The organism is Cytophagia bacterium CHB2, from assembly GCA_030263535.1.
Classification (GTDB): Bacteria; Zhuqueibacterota; Zhuqueibacteria; order Zhuqueibacterales; family Zhuqueibacteraceae; genus Coneutiohabitans.
The window spans coordinates 1-22,603 of sequence record SZPB01000060.1; the positions used below are offsets into that span (position 1 = coordinate 1).

The 22,603-nt window shown below is 51.9% G+C and carries 23 protein-coding genes and 2 pseudogenes; 7 read left to right on the forward strand and 18 right to left on the reverse strand.

The annotated features are described in order from the left end of the window. The 4 genes from FBQ85_08315 to FBQ85_08330 all read right to left on the reverse strand — a co-directional run. On the reverse strand, positions 1 to 777 hold a 777-nt coding region (locus FBQ85_08315; protein ID MDL1875160.1), incomplete at its 3' end, for a D-glycerate dehydrogenase. A 393-nt stretch (positions 778 to 1,170) separates the two neighbouring features. Further along, positions 1,171 to 1,617: a CoA-binding protein gene (locus tag FBQ85_08320; protein ID MDL1875161.1), complete on the reverse strand. Its 447-nt coding sequence runs from the start codon at positions 1,615 to 1,617 to the stop codon at positions 1,171 to 1,173. A gap of 289 nt (positions 1,618 to 1,906) precedes the next feature. Then, the gene (locus FBQ85_08325; protein MDL1875162.1) at positions 1,907 to 2,260 is read right to left on the reverse strand and encodes a DUF488 family protein; all 354 of its coding nucleotides are present in this window, start codon (positions 2,258 to 2,260) and stop codon (positions 1,907 to 1,909) included. A gap of 110 nt (positions 2,261 to 2,370) precedes the next feature. Further along, on the reverse strand, positions 2,371 to 2,649 hold the full coding sequence (locus FBQ85_08330) for a ferredoxin family protein (GenBank protein MDL1875163.1): 279 nt from the start codon (positions 2,647 to 2,649) through the stop codon (positions 2,371 to 2,373). 204 nt (positions 2,650 to 2,853) lie between these two features. Here FBQ85_08330 and FBQ85_08335 point away from each other — a divergent pair, with 204 nt between their 5' ends. From FBQ85_08335 to FBQ85_08345, 3 genes are all read left to right on the forward strand, one after another. Beyond that, entirely contained in the window at positions 2,854 to 3,369 is a 516-nt protein-coding gene (locus FBQ85_08335) for a ubiquinol-cytochrome c reductase iron-sulfur subunit (protein MDL1875164.1), read from the forward strand. Positions 3,370 to 3,452: 83 nt separating this feature from the next. Further along, positions 3,453 to 4,601 carry a cytochrome bc complex cytochrome b subunit gene (locus FBQ85_08340; protein ID MDL1875165.1) on the forward strand — a complete coding sequence of 383 codons (1,149 nt, stop codon included), beginning with the start codon at positions 3,453 to 3,455 and terminating at the stop codon, positions 4,599 to 4,601. Positions 4,602 to 4,772: 171 nt separating this feature from the next. Next, the gene (locus tag FBQ85_08345) at positions 4,773 to 5,309 is read left to right on the forward strand and encodes a DinB family protein (protein ID MDL1875166.1); all 537 of its coding nucleotides are present in this window, start codon (positions 4,773 to 4,775) and stop codon (positions 5,307 to 5,309) included. 484 nt (positions 5,310 to 5,793) lie between these two features. Here FBQ85_08345 and FBQ85_08350 read toward each other — a convergent pair whose 3' ends face one another. Then, positions 5,794 to 6,078 carry a hypothetical protein gene (locus FBQ85_08350; GenBank protein ID MDL1875167.1) on the reverse strand — a complete coding sequence of 95 codons (285 nt, stop codon included), beginning with the start codon at positions 6,076 to 6,078 and terminating at the stop codon, positions 5,794 to 5,796. Positions 6,079 to 6,498: 420 nt separating this feature from the next. Here FBQ85_08350 and FBQ85_08355 point away from each other — a divergent pair, with 420 nt between their 5' ends. The 4 genes from FBQ85_08355 to FBQ85_08370 all read left to right on the forward strand — a co-directional run bounded on the left by FBQ85_08355 (position 6,499) and on the right by FBQ85_08370 (position 11,485). Next, positions 6,499 to 7,395, forward strand: coding sequence for a M20/M25/M40 family metallo-hydrolase (locus FBQ85_08355; protein MDL1875168.1), 897 nt, complete (start codon positions 6,499 to 6,501; stop codon positions 7,393 to 7,395). A 135-nt stretch (positions 7,396 to 7,530) separates the two neighbouring features. Beyond that, positions 7,531 to 8,787, forward strand: coding sequence for a hypothetical protein (locus FBQ85_08360; protein ID MDL1875169.1), 1,257 nt, complete (start codon positions 7,531 to 7,533; stop codon positions 8,785 to 8,787). 59 nt (positions 8,788 to 8,846) lie between these two features. Then, the gene (locus FBQ85_08365; GenBank protein MDL1875170.1) at positions 8,847 to 10,106 is read left to right on the forward strand and encodes a hypothetical protein; all 1,260 of its coding nucleotides are present in this window, start codon (positions 8,847 to 8,849) and stop codon (positions 10,104 to 10,106) included. A gap of 107 nt (positions 10,107 to 10,213) precedes the next feature. Then, a complete protein-coding gene (locus FBQ85_08370; protein ID MDL1875171.1) occupies positions 10,214 to 11,485 on the forward strand; it encodes a hypothetical protein in 1,272 nt (423 codons plus the stop codon). Between the two features lie 496 nt (positions 11,486 to 11,981). Here the strand turns inward: FBQ85_08370 and FBQ85_08375 are convergent. From FBQ85_08375 to FBQ85_08435, 13 genes and pseudogenes are all read right to left on the reverse strand, one after another. Continuing rightward, positions 11,982 to 12,390: pseudogene (locus FBQ85_08375) on the reverse strand (type II toxin-antitoxin system VapC family toxin). Continuing rightward, positions 12,371 to 12,640, reverse strand: coding sequence for a hypothetical protein (locus FBQ85_08380; protein ID MDL1875172.1), 270 nt, complete (start codon positions 12,638 to 12,640; stop codon positions 12,371 to 12,373). Before FBQ85_08380 ends, FBQ85_08375 begins: the two are co-directional and overlap by 20 nt. 135 nt (positions 12,641 to 12,775) lie before the next feature. Further along, positions 12,776 to 13,372, reverse strand: a complete 597-nt coding sequence (locus FBQ85_08385; protein MDL1875173.1) for a peroxiredoxin — start codon at positions 13,370 to 13,372, stop codon at positions 12,776 to 12,778. Between the two features lie 135 nt (positions 13,373 to 13,507). Further along, positions 13,508 to 15,190 (reverse strand): T9SS type A sorting domain-containing protein, encoded by a 1,683-nt coding sequence (locus FBQ85_08390; protein MDL1875174.1) that lies wholly within the window; start codon positions 15,188 to 15,190, stop codon positions 13,508 to 13,510. 305 nt (positions 15,191 to 15,495) lie between these two features. Further along, entirely contained in the window at positions 15,496 to 16,458 is a 963-nt protein-coding gene (locus tag FBQ85_08395; protein MDL1875175.1) for an SMP-30/gluconolactonase/LRE family protein, read from the reverse strand. Between the two features lie 208 nt (positions 16,459 to 16,666). Then, positions 16,667 to 17,065, reverse strand: coding sequence for a hypothetical protein (locus FBQ85_08400; GenBank protein MDL1875176.1), 399 nt, complete (start codon positions 17,063 to 17,065; stop codon positions 16,667 to 16,669). A gap of 294 nt (positions 17,066 to 17,359) precedes the next feature. Beyond that, positions 17,360 to 18,190 carry a hypothetical protein gene (locus FBQ85_08405; GenBank protein MDL1875177.1) on the reverse strand — a complete coding sequence of 277 codons (831 nt, stop codon included), beginning with the start codon at positions 18,188 to 18,190 and terminating at the stop codon, positions 17,360 to 17,362. A gap of 113 nt (positions 18,191 to 18,303) precedes the next feature. Further along, positions 18,304 to 19,365: a type I restriction enzyme HsdR N-terminal domain-containing protein gene (locus tag FBQ85_08410; GenBank protein MDL1875178.1), complete on the reverse strand. Its 1,062-nt coding sequence runs from the start codon at positions 19,363 to 19,365 to the stop codon at positions 18,304 to 18,306. A 346-nt stretch (positions 19,366 to 19,711) separates the two neighbouring features. Next, positions 19,712 to 19,891 (reverse strand): annotated as a pseudogene (locus FBQ85_08415) (cyclase family protein). Between the two features lie 54 nt (positions 19,892 to 19,945). Then, complete coding sequence (locus tag FBQ85_08420) at positions 19,946 to 20,386, reverse strand: type II toxin-antitoxin system VapC family toxin (protein ID MDL1875179.1); 441 nt, start codon at positions 20,384 to 20,386, stop codon at positions 19,946 to 19,948. Further along, a complete protein-coding gene (locus FBQ85_08425; GenBank protein MDL1875180.1) occupies positions 20,383 to 20,613 on the reverse strand; it encodes a hypothetical protein in 231 nt (76 codons plus the stop codon). Before FBQ85_08425 ends, FBQ85_08420 begins: the two co-directional genes overlap by 4 nt. Before the next feature lie 228 nt (positions 20,614 to 20,841). Further along, positions 20,842 to 21,537, reverse strand: coding sequence for a cyclase family protein (locus tag FBQ85_08430; GenBank protein ID MDL1875181.1), 696 nt, complete (start codon positions 21,535 to 21,537; stop codon positions 20,842 to 20,844). Between the two features lie 231 nt (positions 21,538 to 21,768). Next, positions 21,769 to 22,572 (reverse strand): acyl-CoA dehydrogenase, encoded by an 804-nt coding sequence (locus tag FBQ85_08435; protein ID MDL1875182.1) that lies wholly within the window; start codon positions 22,570 to 22,572, stop codon positions 21,769 to 21,771. Between the last annotated feature and the right edge of the window lie 31 nt (positions 22,573 to 22,603).

A 22,603-nucleotide genomic window follows, 5' to 3' on the forward strand; every position in this document is an offset into this window, starting at 1 on the left:
CGCTGCGCCGGCAATGACATTCTTTTGCAATGCTTCTGCGAGCGCCGCCTCATCCACCACCGGGCCGCGGCTGGTGTTGATCAAATACGCCGTGGGCTTCATGAGGCGCAAGGTTTTGGCGTTGATCAAGTGCCTCGTGCCCGGCAGCAGCGGCACATGCAGCGAAACAAAATCCGCTTCGTGCAACAATTCTTCCAACTCGACGCGCAGCGCGCCCAGCTCTTTTTCGAGCACGGGGTTTTGGAATTCATCGGTATACAACACGCGCATGTTGAAACCGCGCGAGCGCATGGCCATGGCGTGGCCGATGCGGCCCACGCCGACCACGCCCAGCGTGCGTCCGGCGAGATCGCCGCCGAGATACATCAACGGGCCCCAGCCTTTGAATTTTCCTGCACGCAAAAAACGCTCGGATTCCGGAATGCGCCGCGCAATGGCGAACAGCAAGGCCCAGGCATGGTCGGCGGTGGCGTCGGTGAGCACGCCGGGCGTGTTGGTGATCAATACGCCGCGTTCCGTCGCAGCCTTGAGATCGATATTATCGAAACCGACGGCGTGATTCGCAACGATTTTGAGCTGCGGTCCGGCAGCATCCAACAATTCGCCGTCGATGCGATCGGTCAGCAACGGCAGCAGGGCATCGAGGCCTTTGACGCGCGCGAGCAACTCATGGCGCTCCAGCACGCGATCTTCGGTGTTCATCTTGAAATCCGGATAAGCCGCGCGCAGAATATCAAGCCCGGCTTGCGGAATGGGGCGGGTGACGTAGATGTTCATAGAAAAATTCTTGGAAATATAGAATTCAATTTGTTTTTGCGCAATACCTGCAACGTGAATCGGATAGATTCACCGCTTGACAAACACATGCTCTGCAATCTACGGACGGCTCGCTGTGATTGTACACATCGTTATCTCTTCATCAACATCATTCCGGGTGAGTATTCTGATCGCAAAAGGCAAAATAATTTCGGGGCAATAGTTTTACCCATAAAAATTTTGTCTTGATTCTCTCTCATGTACCATGCCAACTGAATAGTTGCCATCCCAAAAAGAAAAAGGATATTCAACTCTCGGGCCTTTGGCATGCTTGCGCTGGGCATGAGCAGCACGAAACTTGTATTACCCTGGCGTTGAATATCCTTCTGGGAAAAACCAAAATTTAAAATCTTCTCAGGCCGCGGCGCGCAGCAGGCGCAGGTGATCCATGTACATGCAATGATCTTGCACGACTTGAATGCCGTAACTCGCCAGCTTGTGCGCCGCCTCTTGATGGCGGATGCCGGTTTGCATCCAAAAAACTCGGGGTTGGGGCTTCATCTTGAGGGCCTCGAGCGCGTGGGGCATGATGTTCTTGGGCGCGCGAAAGACCTGAACAATGTCGACCGGTTCGTGAATCTCCTCGAGTGAAGCAAGACAGGGAATGCCGAACACCGATTTGTAATTGGGATTCACCGGAATGATTTTGTAGCCGCGGGAATACAGATAGGCGGGAACACTGTGCGCCGCCTCATGCGGCCGCGTTTCGTCCTTGATGCCAACCACCGCAATGACGTGGCTGGTTTTGAGCATACCCCGGATGACATTGTCGTTGTCAATGATGAAGTCGTGCCAAGCCATTTTGCCTCCTGAATTGATTAGATGAACTGCTTGCCGTAAAAATTCCTCCGCTCCGAGGGGATTTTAGCTTACATTGACGGCGCCAGTCCTGGCAAAACAATCCGGTGCACAAAAATAAAACACAAGAGCCTGATCATATTCCCGCGTCGTGCAGGCGCATGTCAGGCTCTTGAGGGGGGTGTTCATTTGCGCGGTCCGCTGCGGCGAACGGCGCAAACGAGAAAAATATGAGCAACTTCTCCATGTTCACATCATCCTGTTTCCTGGCGTGAACAAGCTTTCGGCAGCTTCAACTCTGCCGACTATCCAACAGCTCTTTGACCACCACCGCGTTGTTGCGCTCCCCGTCCGAGGTGCCGTACAGCAGCGTCAATGGGCCCTCGCGCGCCTGCTTGAGCAGGCTCTCGAAATGGCTGCGTTTATCCGGTGCGCTCAGTTCCTCGCGATAGCGCTGACGATACTGCGACCATTGTTCGAGATCGTAACCGTGCCGCCACAATTCATAGGACGGCGCCAACTCTTGCAGCCACGTCGCCACCGCCGCCTGCCGCGTTGAAATACCTTCCGGCCACAACCGGTCAACATACACCCGCACCCCGTCATTCGGATGCGGTTTGTCGTACACACTTTTACATTGAATCATATGAGAAAACAAAAAAAGGAAGTCATCAACTCTTGACTTCCTTGTAGGATTCACTTAGCGTGAAGGCCATCAGCCATGATGGCACTGGCGCAAGAGTTGATGCGACGCGATCAGCGACTTAGACCGAAGGCTTGGTAGTTATAATCGATGTATTCCGCCCACTTCGCCGGAACTTCGCTTTCCGCAAAAATCGCTGCCGGCGGACACTCCGGCTCACAGGCGCCACAGTCAATGCATTCCGTCGGATGAATATACAGCATTTGCTTATAGGCCGGATCGCCCTCTTGCAATTGGGTCTTGTCTAATTCATAAATGCAATCGACCGGACAAACATCGACGCACGCTTTGTCCATCACATCGACGCAGGGCTCAGCGATGATATACGTCATACAACCTCCAGTTCGCTTCTGTTGAATGCTCGCGAGGGTTTTAAGAAAATGGTGAGAACAGATACGTCTTAAAACGCGGGCAATATAATAAACCCGTTAGTGCAGCGCAACTATTATTTTCCCGCTCAGGCAATTTCTTGTTGAATTTCTGAAAAACGGCCATTATACTTTTGCCGCTGCGCCGCGATTCATAAATGTTCTGCTATGGCCCGGCCATGGCGTTTCTGTGTTAAACCACGCCCGGCAAGGGCCTGGCCTTGCCTAGCATTTTTACGCAACCGAAGGTACTTTATGACGCGACGAAACTTCTTTGATAAAATTTTCTCCGCTCTGTTTGGGGGAACCGGCCTGGCTTTTGCCGGGTCAGCGCTCGCTTTTCTCTATCCCAATAAAAACTTCATCAGCGGCACCCGCCAATTTTCAGACGTGAACGGCAAGCCCATTCTCGATCGCGATATTGCGGAGGGCCAATTTGTCAGCGGTTTGGCGCTCGGCTCCCCGGCAATCGTTTCCCGCCAAAACGGCGAGTTGATGGCATTCTCGGCTGTGTGCACACATCTCGGTTGCATCGTCTCCTATCAGCCGCAGGATGAAATTTTGCGCTGTCCGTGCCACGGCGGGGAATACGATATTGACGGCAGTGTGATCGACGGCCCGCCGCCCAAGCCCCTGCCGCAGTTGAATGTAAAAATCGAGGATGGCAAGATCATGCTGGCGTGACGAAACGAAACAGAACAGATTCAACTCTTCACATTAATGCTGCCGAGATGATTCAAAAAACACGTTTCAACGGGAAATTCTAAATGGCCCTAAAATCCTGGCTTGCTGAACGGCTTCCCCTCGATTTTCTCCGCCGCTTTACCCACGAACAACTCTCCGAACCGCAACCACGCCACGTCAACTGGCTGCACACTCTGGGCTTCACCGCGCTGCTGCTTTTTGCTGTGCAACTCGGCACCGGCATGTTGTTGCTGTTTTATTACAAACCCGGCGCTGCCACGGCCTACAGCAGCGTGCAGTTTATCACCGAAAAAGTGACGCTCGGCTGGTTCATCCGGCAATTGCATGTGTGGGGCGCAACCTTCATCGTGAGCGCAGTGTTTCTGCACATTCTGCGCGTGTTTTTTTCAGGTGCATATAAAAAACCCCGTGAGCTAACCTGGATGGTGGGCGTCGGGCTCTTTCTGGTGACCATGCTGTTCTCACTCACCGGCTATTTGCTGCCGTGGGATCAAGTGGCTTATTGGGGCACGGTGGTGGCGACGGATAGCACGAAAGAAGTGCCGCTCCTCGGCAATTTTATTTTACGCCTGGTGCGCGGCGGTGAGACGGTAAGCGATCTCACGCTGACGCGTTTCTTTGCGTTGCACGTCTCGCTGCTGCCGCTGGCCTTGCTGGCTTTGCTGGGGCTGCATCTTATTTTGATTCGCTATCATCGCATCGCGCCGCTCACGCGCACGGATCAGCCGCAGCCGGACGACGAACAATTGCGCGCGGCGGGCGCCCGGCCTTATTATCCCGATCATTTCAAAAAAGAAGCGCTCGTCGCGTACAGCGTGCTTGCGCTGCTCGTCATCGTTGCCTTCACCGTCAAACCGCATCTCGGGCAAGCCGCGAATCCGCTGGTCACGCCCGAAGGCATCAAGCCGGAATGGTATTTTTTGCCGGTTTATCAAAGCTTGAAATATGTGCCGGGCTGGCTGGGCGTGTTGGGCAACGGCGCGTTCGTGTTCTTTTTGTTGGTGTTGCCGCTGCTTGACCGCAATCCCGAACGTCACCCCAAACGCCGCAAGTTTGCGACCTGGGCGGGAATCGCGATTATTGCTGGCGCCATTTTTCTCGGCGTGCTCGGCCACCTCTCCGACACGACGCGCGAAATCTTTGGCAAAAAAATTTATTTCGATATCAAAGGAGTTCCCAAAGTTTTGGGAGAAAGCGACGCATCAGAATGAGTGTTGCTGAAAAACGATACCTCCTTTCTATTATCCTGAATGGATCCTGTGAAGTACTCGCGCGGTGCTTAAAAATTTTTCAAGACCCCGCACGACGAAATGCCTCCGGGAGGGATACTCTTTCCAAGACTACAGAACGTAAACACGCACAAAGACACTGGAGAAAATCATATGCCTCTTCCCGTAATTTCGCGCCCGGCGCCGGGCGAATATGATCCCTATTATGGCAAATATATCGCGCTGGTGCCCGAGGGTGATATTCTTGCAATTTTACAGCAGCAACTCGCGCCGACGCTTGCGTTGCTGCGCGCCATTACGGAGATGCAATCGCTGACCCGCTACGAGGCGGGCAAATGGAGCATCAAAGAAGTACTCGGCCATCTCTGCGACGCCGAGCGCATCATGAGCTATCGCGCGTTGCGCATTGGCCGCGGCGACCAGACGCCGATCCCCGGCTTCGAGCAGGATGATTATATCAACGGTGCCAATTTCGATGCCCGCCCCTGGCTCGATTTCATCGGCGAGTTTGAAGTGATTCGCGCGGCAACGCTGGCATTGTTTCGCGGTTTTGAAACGGCGGCGACAGAACGGCTCGGCACAGCCAACAATGCCGCCGTGAGCGTGCGCGCGCTGGCATATATCATCGCGGGACACGAGCGGCATCACATGAACATCGTGCGCGAGCGGTATTTGCCGAAGCTGAAGTGAGGAGGGCTTGTATCGCGCTTTTCATTTAACCGAAGCGCCTGCCATTCCGCAGGAATCCTGTGAATCTGGCAATCAAAATTGAATTTTGATAACATCGCTTTCGCCGCAAGCAAGAGAAAGAGTGATTTGTTGGCAAATTTTCTTTAATCATTCTTCCGAACCATTATTCTGCCTTTTCAGACTGGAAGCCTGCGCGACGATTTCGCGAAGTTTCCGTTGCGCTTCCGGAGTCCAGACAATCCGGTATCGATTTGCTTCCACATCTCCTCCAGGACTTTCTCATGTGGAATTTTTGGCCGTGATCTGCCTGCCGGCGCCCTTCGTTAAGGGAATGGCGCACATAAATCGCATAAAAAACGCGCCGCAACGATTGTTTTCTCCTTGCGCCGCAAAAAATTTCACCGACCATTTCCAGCATCTGCTTTTCGGAGATGCTTAAATTTTGCATGGCTTGCTCCAGAATGATTCTTTCGGTGAAGCATTCTTACGTTTGACTAACCGGTAAAATCCTCAATTCCATCAATTCTTGCAATGCGATTTTCAACCGCTGCCATGTCGCAACCGCGGCGCTTGCCCGATTTAAATAATGATCCTCCTCGCATATGCAGCAGCACGCCTGCATAACACATTCAATCGTTACTAAAATCTCTTCAGGGAGTTTTGCATGACCCGCGTACTGATTCAGACAACTGCCTTCCTTTTCGTTTTTCACCACGTTTTTGCCGGAGATCGAAATCTTCCCGTTCAGGAGAAAAATGTCCGCGCTCACATGGAATTCCTTGCGAGTGATGCATTAAAGGGCCGCGGCAGCGCAACGGAGTACGAGTTGATCGCCGCGCACTACATTGCTTCGCAATTCCGTCAATTCGGCCTCACGCCCTCAGGCGATCGCGATGCCAATCAACAAAAAGCGTTTCTGCAAACGATTCCCCTGACGAAACAAGCCTTTGCCGAAGCGCCCGCGTTGCGCTTTCAAGCAAATGGCCAATCCATCGAATGGAGGCACGGCCAGGAAATGGTGTGCTGGCGGCTCGCCTCGGCAGAAATCAGCGGGCCGTTTCAGAGGCTGGAAATCGGCGGGACGCCGCAACCCGGCGCGTTTATTTTGCTGAATTATGCCGAAGAAACGAACGCGCAGGAAATCGGGCGCAACGTTTTTGCAATGCTCCAGCAGGGCGCGGCCGCGGTGATGATTGCGACGCCGGCAGAGTGGCAGCCGCGCTGGGAAAGATTTGCCGCGAGAATGCCCGAACTGCCCACGAGCTTCGGCGCGGCCTCGGGTTCCAGCGGAGGCGGCAGCGCCATTTTGTTGAACACCGCCGCGGCAAATGCAATGCAACAAATTCCCGACGGCGTAGTCATTCAGATCAGCGGTTCGCTCGCTCCGCCCGAGATCAAGCACACCTGGAACGTGGTGGGCGAGCTGGCCGGCAGTGATCCCAAACGCCGCCACGAGGCCATCTCGCTTTCTGCGCATATGGATCATCTCGGCGTTCGCCGGCCGGTGGCAGGCGACAGCATTTACAACGGCGCCGATGACGATGCTTCCGGTGTGATTGCGGTGCTGGAGTTGGCGCGCGTCTTGAGCGCCGGGTCGGCGCCGAAGCGCACGGTTTACTTCGTAGCCTACGGCAGCGAAGAGCAGGGTGGTTTGGGCTCGCGTTATTTTATCGAACATCCGCCGTTGCCGCTGGAAAATCTCGTTGCTAATCTTCAATTTGAAATGATCGGTCGCCCGGATCCGAAAGTCGCCGCACACACGTTGTGGCTCACCGGCTTCGAGCGTTCCAATCTCGGCCCGGAATTGGCGCAGCGCGGCGCGCGCCTGGTGGCAGATCCGCATCCCCAGGAAAATTTTTTTCAGCGCTCGGATAATTACATCTTGGCAAAGCGCGGCATCATCGCGCATACGGTGTCGAGCTACGGCCTGCACGAAGAATATCATCAGCCGAATGACGACATCACCCGCATCGACTTTGCTCATATGACAGCCGCCATCAATGCGATGCACAAACCGGTCGTGTGGCTGGCCAATTCAAATTTCAAGCCGGCCTGGGTGGCAGGCAAGAACCCGGCGGAAGAGTAGCGCGGTGTTACTTTAATTTTTGTAGTCCCGACCCCTTGCAGGTCGCTCTTTTCAATAGCTGCTCACAAGGGGCAGGGGCTACATAATTCATGGTAACAGTGCAGTAGGCCCGTTAATTCAAACCAAGGAAGCCCAATGCAAATCTGCAAACCGTCACGGCGTGCGATCAGCCGGGCAATCATTCTCGTTCTGGCATTGGTATTCAGTTCAGTGTTCGCGAAAGAGCCGCATACGAGCGACGAATGGCCGCAATGGCTCGGTCCGAATCGCGATGGCATCTCGCGCGAGACCGGGTTGCGCAAAAGCTGGGCGGAGACCGGGCCGAAAGTTGCATGGCGCACACCGCTCGGCGAAGGCTATTCCGGCATCTCGATTGCGCAGGGCCGCGTGTACACGCTGTATTCCGACGGCTACGATGAGTTTGTGGTCTGTCTCGATGTCAAAAGCGGCAAGCAGATTTGGCGCGTGCGTTCGGACTCGACCTTCAAAGATACCAACGGCAACGGGCCGCGTTCCACGCCCACCATTCACGGTGACATCGTGTATGCCATTGGCGGCCGCGGCCAGTTGCTCGCGCTGCAAACGAAATCCGGCAAAAAGATTTGGCAGCATGATCTCAAAAAAGAATTCAACAGCAGCGGCCCGTCAGACGGCGGCTTTGCCTCCTCGCCGCTGGTGGAAGGCGAGATGCTGCTGGTGGAGGCCGGCGGCGGCAACGGCAATGCCTTCGTTGCTTTCAATAAAAAAGATGGCAAGGTGATTTGGAAAGCCGAGTCCGACAGCGCTGCGTTTGCCTCGCCGGTGGCGATTACCGTGAACGGTGTGCGGCAAATCATTTTCTTTTCCGCGGAGGGCGCGGTTGCCGTTGCGCCTGCGACCGGCAAGGTGTATTGGCGCTTGCCGTGGAAAACGAGCTACAACGTGAATGCCGCCACGCCGCTATTTATCCCGCCGGACAAAATTTTCATTTCTTCGGGCTATGATGTGGGCGCAACCCTGCTGCGCATCACGGCTGAAAACGGCAGCGCGGCCATCGAAGAAATCTGGAAGAGCAAGGCCATGCAGAATATTTATACCTCCTCGATTCTGCAGGGAGATTATCTTTACGGATTCGACAAGGGCACGCTGAAGTGTATCGAGCTTCTTACTGGCGAAGAAAAATGGATGCGGCGCGGCTTTGGCGTGGGCACATTGATTTTCGCCGACGGCCATTTGATCGTGCTGGGCGACAAGGGTAAACTGGCGCTGGTCGAGGCAACTCCCGCAGCCTATACCGAAAAGAGCGCGGCAGAGGTTTTGACCGGACGCTGCATCACCGTGCCTGCGCTGGCCGAGTGCCGGCTTTATCTGCGCAACACGCAAGAATTAGTGTGTTTGGATTTGATGAATTGAAACTTGTTTTTCACCCCAGTGAAAACCGCCGCCAGCCGAGGCCCACAACGCTGTTCTTGATGAAAACGACAAAATTTATTTCCGCGATCTCGTTGGCAGCCATTTTTGCCTGGCAAAACCTCCCGGCGCAAGCGCCCGCGCGTAATCACACCTCGCACGATTGGCCGCAATGGCGCGGGCCGCAGCGCGACGGCAAGTCACTTGAAACCGGTTTGCTCAAAACCTGGCCGCAAGAGGGGCCGAAAGTGGTGTGGCGCGCGCCGCTCGGCGAAGGCTATTCCGGCATTGCGATTGCAAACGGCCTTGCTTATACGATGTACGACGAGGGCAACGATGAGTATCTCGTCTGCTTCGAGGCGAATTCCGGCTTGCGGCGCTGGCGCGTGCGTACCGACAAAAAATTCCGTGACAGTTGGGGCAATGGCCCGCGCGTGACGCCGCTGATCGAGGGCGAAATGGTTTACACGCTCAGCGCGCATGCCAAGCTTTACGCGCGCAACGCCAAATCCGGCGCGCCGGTGTGGCAGCATGATCTCATTACGAAATTGAATGGTGAAACTCCAGATCTCGGTTATTCGAATTCACCGGTGATTGAGGGCGATTTGCTGCTGGTTACCGGACTCGGCGGCGCCAATCACTCGCTGCTGGCCTTCCATAAAAATACCGGAGAATTGGCCTGGTCATCGCATAACGATCATCCGGGTTATTCTTCTCCCATCGTCGTCACGGCGCTCGGCTTGCGCCAGGCCGTGTTTTTCACTGGAACGGAGATTGCATCAGTTTCGCCCCGTGACGGTAAAATTTTTTGGCGGCATCCCTGGCGCACAGATAGTTACGAAAATGTCGCCACGCCGGTGTTCATCTTTCCGGACAAATTGTTTTTCTCTTCCGCACATCCCAAAGATGCCGGCGCGGCAGTATTGCAAATGAAAATAAATAGTGACGTCCTCGGCGTCGCGCCGGTTTGGAAAAGTAATGTCATGCAGCATCACTTCGCCTCTTCGGTTCTGCATGAGAATTATCTTTACGGCACCGATCGCTATATTTTGAAATGCGTTGACAGCCGCACCGGCGAGCAGAAATGGCAGCAACGCGGTTTCGGCGAAGGTTCCGTTATTTTTGCGGACGGGCATTTGATCGTGCTCGGCACGAGCGGAAATCTGGCGCTGGTGGAAGCCACGCCCACAGCCTATCGCGAAAAAGCGCATGCGCAGGTTCTGAGCGGCAAATGCTACACCGCGCCGGCGCTAGCGCACGGCAGACTGTATCTGCGCAATGAAAGTGAAATCTTGTGTGTTGCATTGAACGGCCGTAATTGAATTCGATCAGCAACGGTTTGCCGCCGCATTCAAAAAATCCCCGTCAAACTCAGTTTGAACTTAATGCAGTTGACCCTCAGAAAGCTTCAATTAACTAGGAGTGTGTTATGGCAAGAATCAAGCGGTTGCCGCAACTGTTGGCATTAACAATTATCGCGATGGCTTTGTCCGCTTTTGTACTAAAAGAAAGTCCCGCCTCCGCCTTGAGAGAAACCGCGGGCGGCGATTGGCCGCAATGGCGCGGGCCGAATCGCGACGGCATCTCCACTGAAACCGGCTTGTTAAAAACATGGCCGGCAAGTGGCCCCAAAGTGCTGTGGCGCGCCGCCTCGGGCGAAGGCTACGCCGGCATTTCGGTGGCGAACGGCCGCGCTTACACCATGTACAGCGACGGCAGCCAGGAAGTCGTGGTGTGTTTGGATGCCGGCACCGGCAAAGAGTTGTGGCGGTATAAGGCCTCGCCCGCGTTTCGCAATGATCAGGGCGACGGCACGCGCTCCACGCCCACGGTGGATGGCGATTTGGTTTTCACCTTGAGCGCGAACGGCATGCTCACGGCGCTGAATGCTGCAACTGGCGCAAAAGTTTGGCAACATCAAATCCGCGATGAATTCGGCGGCCGCGTGCCCACCTGGGGCATCAGCACCACGCCATTGGTCGAGGGCGAAAAGTTGATCGTCGACGTCGGCGGCAAGTCCGGGCATTCGGTGATCGCATTCAACAAAAAGAACGGCAGCATCATCTGGAAGTCGGAAACGGATATTCCCGGTTATTCCGCGCCGATTGCCGTGAACGTGTCCGGCGTGCGCCAAATTCTCATTTTCACCGGCTCCGGGCTGGCTTCGTTTTCACCGGCGAACGGCAAGCGGTTTTGGCACTTTCCGTGGGAGACGAGTTATGACGTCAATGCGGCAACGCCCGTTTTTATCGCGCCCGACAAAGTGTTCATTTCCTCAGGCTACGGCGTGGGCGGCGCATTATTGCAGATTTCGGGAAGCAACGGCAGCTCAAGCGTGAATCAAATTTGGAAAAGCCGCGAGATGAAGAATCATTTTTCCTCCTCGATTTTTTATCAAAATCATTTGTATGGTTTCGATGATGCGTTTCTCACGTGTCTCGACGTGGCGACCGGCAAGCCCAAATGGCAGCAACGCGGCTTTCAGAAAGGCTCGCTGCTCTTCGCCGACGGGCATCTCATCGTGTTGGGTGAGCGCGGGCTTCTTGCGTTGGTAGAAGCCTCCCCGGAGGGTTATAAAGAAAAGGCGCAGTTCCAGGTTTTGCAAGGCAAATGCTGGACAATGCCAACGCTGGCCAACGGTAAATTGTATGTGCGCAATCAACGCGAGATGCTATGTTTGGAGGTGGCGGGAAAGATGTGAGGAGGGGTTCAGTCCTCTGAAGGTTTTTATTTTTACTTTGTGGAAGTTTTGCTGTAGAAATATTCCAAAGGATGATTGCGGCCAACGGATTTTTGGGGTTATTTGTGAGAGGATTTTTTGGCCACTGATGAACACGGATTTTCACGGATTTTTCTACCTGAATTTTGCACCGTGATCGTTGCCACCAGGTAACAGTCGCATTCATGCGATTTTCACATATTAGCCTGTGGATTCATCCACAGGCGAGCGAGTGTTGGCTAAAACAAATGCAAAATTCAGGTTCTGTAATCTAAATTCTTTGAAATCCGTCTCAATCAGTGTAAATCAGTGGCGAAAAGCCCTATACCGATTTTTCGTAAACCTGAAAATCGAAGCTTTTCGAGCAGCCGTAACAGTTTGCTGAAAAAGTCAGTTTTTGCTCCAAATCGCAAAATACGAGAAATACGTATCGGCACAACCGTCCCCTGCACGCACGAATTCGCTGTTGACCGACAATTTACGATTTGTTCCAATTTTCTATTTCCAGCTCTGCAATTCTTGTGAAATGGTTTTCATTGTTCGTGGCCAGCACAAAACTGTTGGAGATTGCGATGCCTGCAATAAGCAAATCAATATCATCCAATGGTCGTCCCGCTTTGCGTAATCGTGCATATATCCCGGCTGATATTGTTGCTGAATCTTGAGTGAGGGGGGAGAACGGTATTTTGGCGGGCGAATTCAAGAAAGGCTTCGAGCTGCTTTTTGGCATCTTTGTATTCTAAACCACTGGCAATCTCGTAGTACGTAATGATACTGATATTTATTTTGCCATATTCTTCAAAATACTTCTCAAAACGTTCTTCCACTCTCTCGGCACCGCGAAAATACATCGACAGAATATCGGTGTCAACCAATGTCGGTTTCACGGTTCCGTCTCCTGGAAAACGCTGTTTTCCGGCGCGTGGTTATCTCACCAATAAATTCATTGTAGATTTCTTCAGGCATATCGCGCCAACTGCCGGCAAAATGTGTCGCGTGATCAGGCCTGATATTCACCAATTGCCGGTCCAATTGAAAGGAGTGAATAAAATTCAAAACCGCTGAAAGTTTTTCATCTGGAAGCGATTTAATTTCTTCCAAAACTTTCTCACGCACTGTGTTGGTATCCGTTTGCATATCCTGTTCCTGGTTGAGCTAATTCATTTTTTTCTGTCACGCAAAAGATACGGAACGTATCCTTATTCAGCAATAGTTTATTAGTCGTGCATTGACAGGCTAATCATTAGCCTGACAATACACGATTTTTTCTCATCACTTCTTGCCCGCGCTGTGTTTACGCACAAAATCAGCCACTTTTTGACTGTCTTCGACGGCATTCACTTCGGCGTCTTTGTAAACAATTTTTCCCTGCGGGTCGATGACAAATGTCCAGCGTGCGGCGGAAACCATGCGCGCCAGCTCCTTTTCCTCGCCGGCAATGGTGCGCGTGATATTGCCGCCCGCGCCAACCGGCACGCCGAATTTCGCGGCAATCTCACCGCTGACATCCGAAAGCAGCGTGAAATTCAACTGATGGGCTTCCTGAAAATACTTGAGATTTCTCACCGGATCGCCGCTAATCCCCACGATCGTGGCGTGCAAATCATCAAGCCCTTTTTTTTGATCGCGATAACTGCACGCCTGTTTGGTGCAGCCGCCGGTCATGGCTGCGGGGTAGAAATAAACCACGAGATAACCTTTGCCAACATAATCCGCGGACTTCCACAGATTGCCGTCCTGATCATTGGCAACAAATTGAGGAGCTGCCTCACCAACTTGCAGCATGCTGCCAACAGCGGCAAAGAGAGCTGTTCCGGCAAACATTGCCAGAATCAATGTTAGCAAGCCAGGATAACCTTGAGTATCCATACTCTTCACCTTTCAAAAAAGTTTTTGATGCCTTTTTCATACACAGAACAATCCCGCCGCTGCGGAACGGAGTGTCATGGCCGGATGAATTTTAGTAGAATCATATTGCCAGAGATGTTCCACGGCGCGCAGAATTCAATTTTCTGCCTGCCGGAGCACGGTAAGGAATTTTGCTTCAACGCGGTTGCCCGCCTCGAGTTTATAGACGTACACGCCGTCCGGCAAATCGGAGGCGGAAAGGGTGATCTCGTGCGCGCCGGCCGGCTTCTTGCCTGAGACTAGAATCATCACTTCCCGGCCCAGCAAATCGAAAATCGCCAGCCGAACCTCCGCCGGGGCTGCGAGAACATAAGAAATTTTGGTAACGGATTTGAACGGGTTCGGATAATTCTGAGCAAGAACGAAGGCCTCCGGCAATGCCTCATCCGCCACGCCGGTGTTCGCGTCACCCGCCGCATAGACGATATAACCCCACGCCGGAAGCATCAGCGGGGCCTCCGCCGCAAGCGTTACTGTGTCGCCGGTAAAGACGTTGCGATAAGCGCCGATAAACGCCGTGCCGTTGAGCGTGACGCTTTGCACGCGATCCGACAGGTTCAACGCCGCGAAAACCTTATCCCCATCCTTCTCCCGCACAAACGCGAAAATATCGGCGTTGTTGGTCGTCAACACGCGCTGCAAGCGGCTGCCGTGCTCGCCGTTCCACAGCGCCTGGTTTTGCCGTTTTAAATGAAGAAGCGCTTTATATAAATCCGCATTTTTGTGGTCGCGCCAAATAATCTGATCTTTGTCGAAAAATCGCAGCCGCTTATCGAGTCCCGCTTCTTGCCCGCTGTAAATGAGCGGCATGCCGTTAAAGGTGGAGGTGAGCACGGCAAACATTTCGGCAGCCCCGCCGAACAACTCCGCCGTTGTTCCATGCCACGAGTTTTCATCGTGGTTCGAAGTGAAATACAAGCGATAGGCGCTCGCGGGATAATTCGTCCTTTCGGCAGCGGCGTAGCCGTTCAAACTGACGGCATTATCGACCCGATCCACAATTCGTTTCAACACGCCGTTGCCAAAGCCGTAGAGTCCCCAGGCAAAAGTCATGTCAAAGCCGGCGTCATGCCACGTGCGGCCGTCGCCTTCGGCCAGCATAAAAATATCAGGCTTCACTGCCTTGAGCTGAGCAGTCGCCTCCCTCCAAAAATCCTGCGGCACAAAGCTGACGGCATCGCAGCGAAAGCCGTCAACGCCAACCTCCTCCACCCAAAATTTCATGGCATTGATCATGTAGTTGCGCAGGCCCTGTTGCGCAAAGTTCAGCTCGATGACATCCGACCAGTTTGTGCCGGGGGGAGGAATGAAGTTGCCGTTGGCATCTTTGACATACCATTCCGGGTGCTCGATCGTGAGGGGATTATCCCAGGAGGTATGATTGGCGACCCAATCCATGATCACATACATGCCGCGATCATGAATCTTCTGCACCAGGTTTTTGAAATCATCCAGCGTGCCGAACTCCGGGTTCACTCCCAGATAATCGCGCACCGAATAATAGCTGCCCAAACTGCCGAGACGGTTGCGCTGGCCGATGGGATGGATCGGCATAAACCAAAGAATGCCGGCGCCCATCTCTTGCAGCCGGTCGAGATGGGTTTCAAACGCCGCAAACGTTCCGGCGGCGGTGTATTGCCGAACGTTCACTTCGTAGACGCTCAGGTTGTAACTCCAATCCTGATGGCTTTGTGCTGATGCAATGGCGGGCAGCAGAGCCAGCAGCAAAACTGCCGGCACGGCAAATCGGCGCAATAACTTGTGATGAAGGTTGATCATCGTCGCCTTCCGGTGAGAATTGACACGGGCAAAACGCTCAAAATAGCCCTTTCATTGAACCGCGAAATTATATCACCACTTCGTGGTTTCATGAAGAAAAAACGCCGAAGACTATAATCATGTCATCCCTTCGGGATTTTCCGAACCGAGAATCCCGAAGGGATGACATGATTATAGAAAGATAGCAAAAATGAACAGGATAAAACCCTGTAAGGGTGGCATATTTCCTACACCAACTTTTGGGAATTGCACCCTTTGAATGACATTTCAAAGGAGCTCCTCCTGCAAATTCAGGTATCTACGTACTAATGATGAAGCCTCGCCCCTCGCGCACCGACCTGCAACCGAAGCACACGTCCACCGCGAATCTGCATGGCATAGAGGGATTCATGATCAAAGTCGCCCTGGCCAAACGCAATGCTTGCCAGGCCTGGTAGTTCGTCTGCCAGCAGCTCGCCTTTACCGGTTTGCGGATCAAAGCGCCAGAGCTGGCCTGCGCGCGCTGCGGTGAGGTAGACTCGTCCCTCGACATCCACCGCGAGGCCATCCGGGCCGGTTTCTCCACCGGTACGGAAAACCACTTGAGGCGATCCCGCCGGGCGATAATCGCGCAGCGGCAAACGCCAGACTTCATCGCTGAAATCTTGAAAACGCGCCGGCGCCGGCTCTGCGGGCGCGCGGCTGAAAATGCGCGCCACATACAGGGCGTTGCCCTCCGGACTCAGCGCCAGGCCATTCGGAAATAGGATCGAATCCGAGAACACGCTGACCACGCCTTGTTGCGTGACGTGATAAATGTAGTGGGTGAAATCGTCTGAAACAAGAAATGAATTGTCGGGCAGCACGACGATGGCATTCGGATCGCCAATCCCACTCGCCACTCTCGTGGTGTCACCCTCCGGCGTGATGCGCCAAACCACGCCGTCGCGATTTGGGCCATGCTGCGGGAAAACGAGCGGGCCAAAATCCGCTTTGAGCAGATCGCGCGCGCCAATCGGCGCCATACCGAGATTCGAGGTGAAGTCCGCCAGCTTGCGGGTTTGGAAATCGGGATTCACCTCCCACACCGCGCGATTGGCGCCGACAAAGAGGCGGCCTTCGCCATTGAAACACAATCCCTCGCCGCCATTGAAGCGGTTTTCGATGAGTACTTCGACCGGCACGCGCTGGCCGGCGGCCGGGCCTGCCACTACTGCGGCAAGGGCCAACAGGAATGTGAGGCAAAGATGAACCGGAGGAAGGCTAAACATGAAATTTTTCTGCTCCATGACAATGTCCCTTTGTGTGAGAAGTGCTTGATTCTTAAAACAAGAGACGCGGAGTAGAAAATTCCGTTTAGGTACACCTTTTAAATAATTTGCTCATTTTTGAAAACGCGAATGTTCGCTAATTTTAAAATTCGCGTTTATTGGCGTCCATTCGCGGTTTGAGATACGGGCAACCTATTCGAGCGAGAATCCTCCTACTGACTACTGATCATTCATCTGGTTTTTGGTTAGATGCGCGAAGCTCTGAAATGAACCGGCGGCCCCAGTTTTTCATCTTTGCTTCAAGACGTTTTGTACAATCACAGTCGCAACACGCCCAGGCTTGTGTTCCATTCAGATCTTGACAACGCCGGAGATCGTGTGCGTTCTTGATTTGCAGCAGCTCAAAGTACTCTTCCCAATAAGGGCGCTCCTCTTCCAAAGGCGTTTGACAAAAGCAAGCCTCGACCCAACACACCGTATGATCCGCAAGCTGCCGGGCATGAGCCATGTCATGCAAATACTCATCTCCTGCAATGGAGCCTCGACCCAACTCCTCACGGTCAATTGCTTGCAATAAGTCGTCCCGTTTGCCCGATTTTAGTTTCGCTTTCACGAAATAGCGCATCGATGATCACCTGATGAAGCGTAGTCGTCACAAAAAAAGAGTTAAAGTTTATCGGGTAGAGGTTCCGAGATTAACGCTTTGATTTCCGTCTCAGGGCTGTGCGGCGCGGGTTCCGGTCATCTGGCTCAAGCATTACAAAGACTGGCCTGGTTGGTGCAGCCCGGTAGTTCGTTGCAATCAGAACTGTCTTTGCAATACGCTTCCGGAGACTAATTGAACTGCCGGGCTCGAGCCCGTATGCCCGGTGGGGGGGAAGGGCGGGAGAGAGGCCCGACCCGACCCGCTTAGGCACACTTAAACATGATGCCGTATATCACAAAGTACTTTGATGTTTGTCGGCAAACCGTTAATGTGCTTGTGAGCTTTTCTGTAAATTTCGGCTTGAAAACTCTCTGTAACTACAGCATCAACGTAAGGCGCACAAGCTGATATACGAACGTCAGTAACTTCTTGATCGTTCGATTTCCACCTGGAATCAAAGATGCGATAATACTGACTGTACAACATCATTTGCATAGAAGGGAAAGACTGCAAAGTATCAACGCAGTTTTCGCTGAGGTACGTTTCAACTAGCTCAGGATGAATACTACAGAGTGTATCAATTGTAGCATCATGTACAAATTTCTTGGCATCTTGCGCGTTGGGAACTGATTTTGTGGGATTGAAATTTCTTTTATTGGTTTGCCAGGCATTCAACACATCTTGATCAAGATTTCGCCATTCACGCTCTAGGTCAGCCATTTCAGGTTCGCTGAAGAGATCGTTGATAAACTTAACCAACTGAAACGTCGGATTTGCATTCATTGGCATGAAAGCACGAAACAAGATATCGTTGACCATCGCTCGTCCTTTAGCCGCAATCTCTGCATCGAGAATGAACTGCAACGGTTTGGCAATGAAAGATGGGTAAACACCAAAGAAATTTATGAATTTTTGGAAGACATTTGGGCGACGTCGCAGTTCAATAAGATTGTAAGCCGTAAAGCAAGGGATGTACTTGTCCGGCGGAAAACGCTCGATGTAGCCTCGTCCTTCATTGGCTGGACGTTTAACGATTTCACTCAAGGCATTCGTGTCAAGAAGACAGAGCTCATACTTGCTTCCGTTTGGCAATGTAATAGGCACGGCTCTCCTTTGCCTTTGGTTTAATGACTTTTATCACGACTACTTTTTGTCCGAATTCAGAGACAGCTATTTCCTCTACAAATCCTCTCCATTTGAATTTACACAATTCATATTTATCGTGGATTCCAAGGACACCATGCGTGAATCGCATCTATTGCATCTTTATCAAGTCTATCGGGTAATCTCATGCCTAGTTTTGTTTCCCAAAAGGGCCGAACTAGTTCAACTATTTCATTAACTATGCCTTCAGGAATATCAGAATATTGTTCAAATTTTAACGATTGCTCCAAGTATTCTGCAATAAAAAAGGCTACTCGAATAAAAGAGACTTCCACATGAGTCATACCTTGAGTGTTTTTTACTAACTCCTCAAGTCGAAGTTTGATAATAGTAATTTTGGACTCCAATCCGATAGCGGACCTAGCTTGGTCATCAACAATTCCAAATCTATCAAAGTATGAGATAAAGTTATCGTATGCTGGGTCGACATTCTGTCTGGTATAAGGCTCATCCTTGCCCCAAAATTTACCGGCGATAGGCCGAATAAACAATTCTGTACCGAGCCAGAGATCGTCATTAACTTCTTTAAAAAGAAATCTTTTGCAGAGCATGATGTCGTGTAAAGCAAATAAGAAATGTCCGGCTTGATCAGCGGGCACTTGTCTATAAATCCAATGCAATATGGCTCTGACTTTGTCAATGACATCTAGAGCAGAAGATGCTTCCACCAATTCGAGCTTGTCAGCTTCATACTCAATATCAGGAACGAGACACCAACCTTGATTAATTCTTCGTTTGACTATCCACTCCTTACCATTCGTTAGGACTGCGTAACTGGCTCTAATTTCACTAGCAGTTGCATAACTCACTGCTTGGTCTATTCCACTATTCAAATCGTCATCATCTTGACGTTTACATTCAATTACGATACATGGCAAGTGATTTCGATATACTATAATATCAGCATAATGGTATTTTCTACCTACCTTGATAGGAATTTCAATGTTGATGTTATTTATGTTTATCCTATAAGTTGACAGCAATTCAAAGATTGCCCATTGCCTAACTTTTTCCTCGGGAGATATGCTTTCTTTCTTCTTAACAAATATATATGCTTCTGGATTAATGTCGTAGTAAGGTTTCGGAGGCATTTCGCCCTCTGGAATTAGTAACATTAATACTGTTGTGTTTCTATTGATATTTTATTTCACCATTAACATTTTTACCGCGATGTCATTTTTCAACTCTTCACAATAACTTCATATTTGCACAAACTTCTTTCGCTTGCAAACCACTAACTTGGTTTATGCCGTGCCCAACCATTTATGCGGCGTAATTGCGCTGCATAAAACGCCGCGCCAACAAAGCACGGCAATCTTAACCATCTGTAAAACAAAATCCAATCCCTTTGTTTCAGGTTCTCTCGCTCGTTTTAGACGACGCAGCACACGCGGCCCTATTCAGAAATAGCTACATAGCAGTAGGCTTGAACTCTTCGTCTGCTCCCGCTGTTGCGGGAGCTCACTCTCCGAACACCGTAACGGCGCGCACGGGCGAGCCGGTTCCTCCGCGTATCTTGAGCGGCAAACCAATAAAGCGAAAACGCCCGCGGCCAATGACTTGGTGCAAATTGATGAGATTCTCGTGATGCGTAAAATCCTTTTCCCCGAAAATATGATGAACCTGCTTGTTTGAAACCTGCCGCACGGCCGGTGGTGTGAGAGAAAAGCCTGCCCCGGCCCATTTTGCCCACTATTAACTTTGAGAGCTACTAGAATCGTCTAATTTGACGCCACGCAACAAAGCCTGAAATCCAGCTTGTTCAAAATGATGATCCGACGTTAGAGCATCCTTTAGCTTACGATCCTTCATCACAACAAAGGAGATGCAATCAGTTAAACCCCACTCCTTGTCGATTCGGGACGAATAGAATTTAAAAGCCTTTGAGAACAATTCGGAATCTACAGATAAAATCTCCACATCGTCATCATTCCGCATGTCTTCCAATGTTTCAACTGCTATTTCCCGCCATTGAGGTTTTGCAAGCGCATTACCGACTTCCGTCAAAACCGCTTCAGTCGTAATGAGCTTATCATCAACCTGATCGGCCACGTTTTTCGCTTGCAAATGAAACTCATCGCGGGTGTTTACCAATGCCAAAATATAGCTCGTGTCGATGAATAAGGGCTTTTTCATCGCTTTTCCGTACCGTATAAGTAATGATCATGTTGAGCAGATAAATCAGAAACTCCTAAATCTTTTGCCCGCGCCGAAATCCTTTGTAGAATCTTCTTTTTTCTTTTAGGTTTTTGTTTTGGCAGAGCCTCGATTCGGATGAGATAGCGCTCATTTGGTGTTAAATCAATACTCTTTTCCGGTGTGAGAACATGCCCATCAAATGTGGCGTATAGTGTTAGTGCCATCGCTTTTCTCCTTAACTTGGTATATCCGGCGCCAAACCGTTTATACAGCGTTCGCAGTGTTGCATAAAACGCCGCGCCGGCATGGCTATCATAGCCATTTGCAAAATAAAATCCAACTTCTTTGTTTACGGCGCAAGACGCGCTGCCCTATTCAGAAAGAGCTGCGTCGCGGCAGACCTGATCTCTTCGTCTCCTGCCGCCATTGCGGGAGCAATGGCGGGAGGAAGCTCAACCGCCAAAAACCGCAACGGCGCGCACGGGCGAGCCGGTTCCTCCGCGAATTTTGAGCGGCAAACCAATAAAACGAAAACGCCCGCGGCCAAGGAGTTGATGCAAATTGATCAGATTCTCGTAATGCGTGAATCCCATTTCTCCGCAAATATGATGCACTTCCCGGTTGGAAACATGGCGCACACCGGGCGACGCCGTTTCAACGCCAAATGCTGCAATCTTCTGCCGGCCCAGCCAGCGCGCCGCCGCCGCGCTGATTCCGGGGCCATGCTGCCAATTCTCTGTCCCAAAGGCGCGGCGGTAATGATCGGTGTACAACAGCACTGTGTCTCCCAGCTTGACGTCGAGATTTGCCCCGGCAAGCGCACGATTTAAATCTGCTGGCTCGATCAACTCGCGCAGGCCTTTATGAGACAAATCCAAACAAATACCCTCAGTGTAAAACATCGTGAGAGGCATAGTGTCAATCGACTGCCCGCGGAACTGGCGCGCCATGTGGTTGAGCGCATCAACGTGCGTGCCGGTGTGCTCACCGAGAGTCAACTTGAGCACGGCAGGCGAGACCTCCTCACTTTCCGCGAAACCCTCCCACTGTTCGTGTGAGGCATGAATGGCAATCTCAACCTCCGGCAAGCCGGGAAACACCGGCATGCCAGAGAAGATTTCCTGGCTCAAATCAATTATCTCAAACATTGTTGCGGTTTTTAATTGGATGAACAGGCTTGTAGCCCCCGTCCCTCGTGAGCGGCTCTCGAAGCCACTAAATTCATGGTTGGACAGTGGCCCACGAGGGGGCAAGACTACGACTCCCGCACACGTATTTGAAAAACGCTATATTTGTCTCAGGATCCACCCGGCTCCCACGAGTTGTAGGTTTTTGCGAATGAGGCAGAGCACAAATATCTTTCATTCACAACGTTTGCATCAATTGCGCAAAATGTACTCACCCGTGAACTGGAGTTGATCCTTTTCCTGTAGAGGATGATACTTTGCCGCCTGCACATCCCTGAAAAGCCGTTCCAGTCCGAAGCTGCGATAAAAACCCTGGCCGCCGGCAATTTCCATGGCTTTTTCAACAACGCCGAGGCAGGCATTGGCCACGTTGGTTTTTCGGGTTGCGATGTCTTGGCCGTTCTGATCTACCGCCTTGAAATCAAAATTGTTGGTGATCCTCACCATATCTTTCAGGTTCAGCTCCGCCGTCGTCAGTTCATTGTGCATTGCCCCTACCAAGGACGGAACATAAGACTTCGAATTTTTCTGGTCCTTCACGAAGTTGATCGCCATCCGGGACGCCCGTTGCGCTATTCCCACATAAACGGACATGATCAGGGGCATCGCCACCGTCAGTACGACGTTCCAGACCGGGTGAAATTTGCCCTGCGGCCGGCGCACGGTGATGGCAGATTCCGGCACAAAAACGTTTTCCAATTTGACGCTGTGTGAACCGGTGCCTCGCATGCCCAGCGCGGACCAATTGTTCAGCACTTTGACGCCCTCGGATTTGAACGAAACGGGAAAGTGCAAAACCTGCCACCCCAACTCCGGGTCCTGATACGGCGCGCTGGTCACCAACACCTCGCCGAGGGCCGACTGGCTGGCAAAATGTTTCGTCGCGGTAACGAGATAACCGTCTTTGGCCTTCTCCATTTTGCCGCTGGATTCCAGCCAGTCTTGCGCGCCCGTGCTGACCAGCACCGGCTGTTGGTCCGCGACGTTTTTCAACATATCGGCGCCGCCCTGTCCCTGCTTGTATTTC

Excerpts from the sequence above, each read along its gene's own strand:
- FBQ85_08320 (MDL1875161.1), bottom strand. The coding sequence starts at position 1,617 with ATGGCTTGGCACGACTTCATCATTGACAACGACAATGTCATCCGGGGT.
- FBQ85_08325 (MDL1875162.1), bottom strand. The coding sequence starts at position 2,260 with ATGATTCAATGTAAAAGTGTGTACGACAAACCGCATCCGAATGACGGG.
- FBQ85_08330 (MDL1875163.1), bottom strand. The coding sequence starts at position 2,649 with ATGACGTATATCATCGCTGAGCCCTGCGTCGATGTGATGGACAAAGCG.
- FBQ85_08335 (MDL1875164.1), top strand. The coding sequence starts at position 2,854 with ATGGCCCGGCCATGGCGTTTCTGTGTTAAACCACGCCCGGCAAGGGCC.
- FBQ85_08340 (MDL1875165.1), top strand. The coding sequence starts at position 3,453 with ATGGCCCTAAAATCCTGGCTTGCTGAACGGCTTCCCCTCGATTTTCTC.
- FBQ85_08345 (MDL1875166.1), top strand. The coding sequence starts at position 4,773 with ATGCCTCTTCCCGTAATTTCGCGCCCGGCGCCGGGCGAATATGATCCC.
- FBQ85_08355 (MDL1875168.1), top strand. The coding sequence starts at position 6,499 with ATGATTGCGACGCCGGCAGAGTGGCAGCCGCGCTGGGAAAGATTTGCC.
- FBQ85_08360 (MDL1875169.1), top strand. The coding sequence starts at position 7,531 with ATGCAAATCTGCAAACCGTCACGGCGTGCGATCAGCCGGGCAATCATT.
- FBQ85_08365 (MDL1875170.1), top strand. The coding sequence starts at position 8,847 with ATGAAAACGACAAAATTTATTTCCGCGATCTCGTTGGCAGCCATTTTT.
- FBQ85_08370 (MDL1875171.1), top strand. The coding sequence starts at position 10,214 with ATGGCAAGAATCAAGCGGTTGCCGCAACTGTTGGCATTAACAATTATC.
- FBQ85_08380 (MDL1875172.1), bottom strand. The coding sequence starts at position 12,640 with ATGCAAACGGATACCAACACAGTGCGTGAGAAAGTTTTGGAAGAAATT.
- FBQ85_08385 (MDL1875173.1), bottom strand. The coding sequence starts at position 13,372 with ATGGATACTCAAGGTTATCCTGGCTTGCTAACATTGATTCTGGCAATG.
- FBQ85_08390 (MDL1875174.1), bottom strand. The coding sequence starts at position 15,190 with ATGATCAACCTTCATCACAAGTTATTGCGCCGATTTGCCGTGCCGGCA.
- FBQ85_08395 (MDL1875175.1), bottom strand. The coding sequence starts at position 16,458 with ATGGAGCAGAAAAATTTCATGTTTAGCCTTCCTCCGGTTCATCTTTGC.
- FBQ85_08400 (MDL1875176.1), bottom strand. The coding sequence starts at position 17,065 with ATGCGCTATTTCGTGAAAGCGAAACTAAAATCGGGCAAACGGGACGAC.
- FBQ85_08410 (MDL1875178.1), bottom strand. The coding sequence starts at position 19,365 with ATGTTACTAATTCCAGAGGGCGAAATGCCTCCGAAACCTTACTACGAC.
- FBQ85_08420 (MDL1875179.1), bottom strand. The coding sequence starts at position 20,386 with ATGAAAAAGCCCTTATTCATCGACACGAGCTATATTTTGGCATTGGTA.
- FBQ85_08425 (MDL1875180.1), bottom strand. The coding sequence starts at position 20,613 with ATGGCACTAACACTATACGCCACATTTGATGGGCATGTTCTCACACCG.
- FBQ85_08430 (MDL1875181.1), bottom strand. The coding sequence starts at position 21,537 with ATGTTTGAGATAATTGATTTGAGCCAGGAAATCTTCTCTGGCATGCCG.
- FBQ85_08435 (MDL1875182.1), bottom strand. The coding sequence starts at position 22,572 with ATGTTGAAAAACGTCGCGGACCAACAGCCGGTGCTGGTCAGCACGGGC.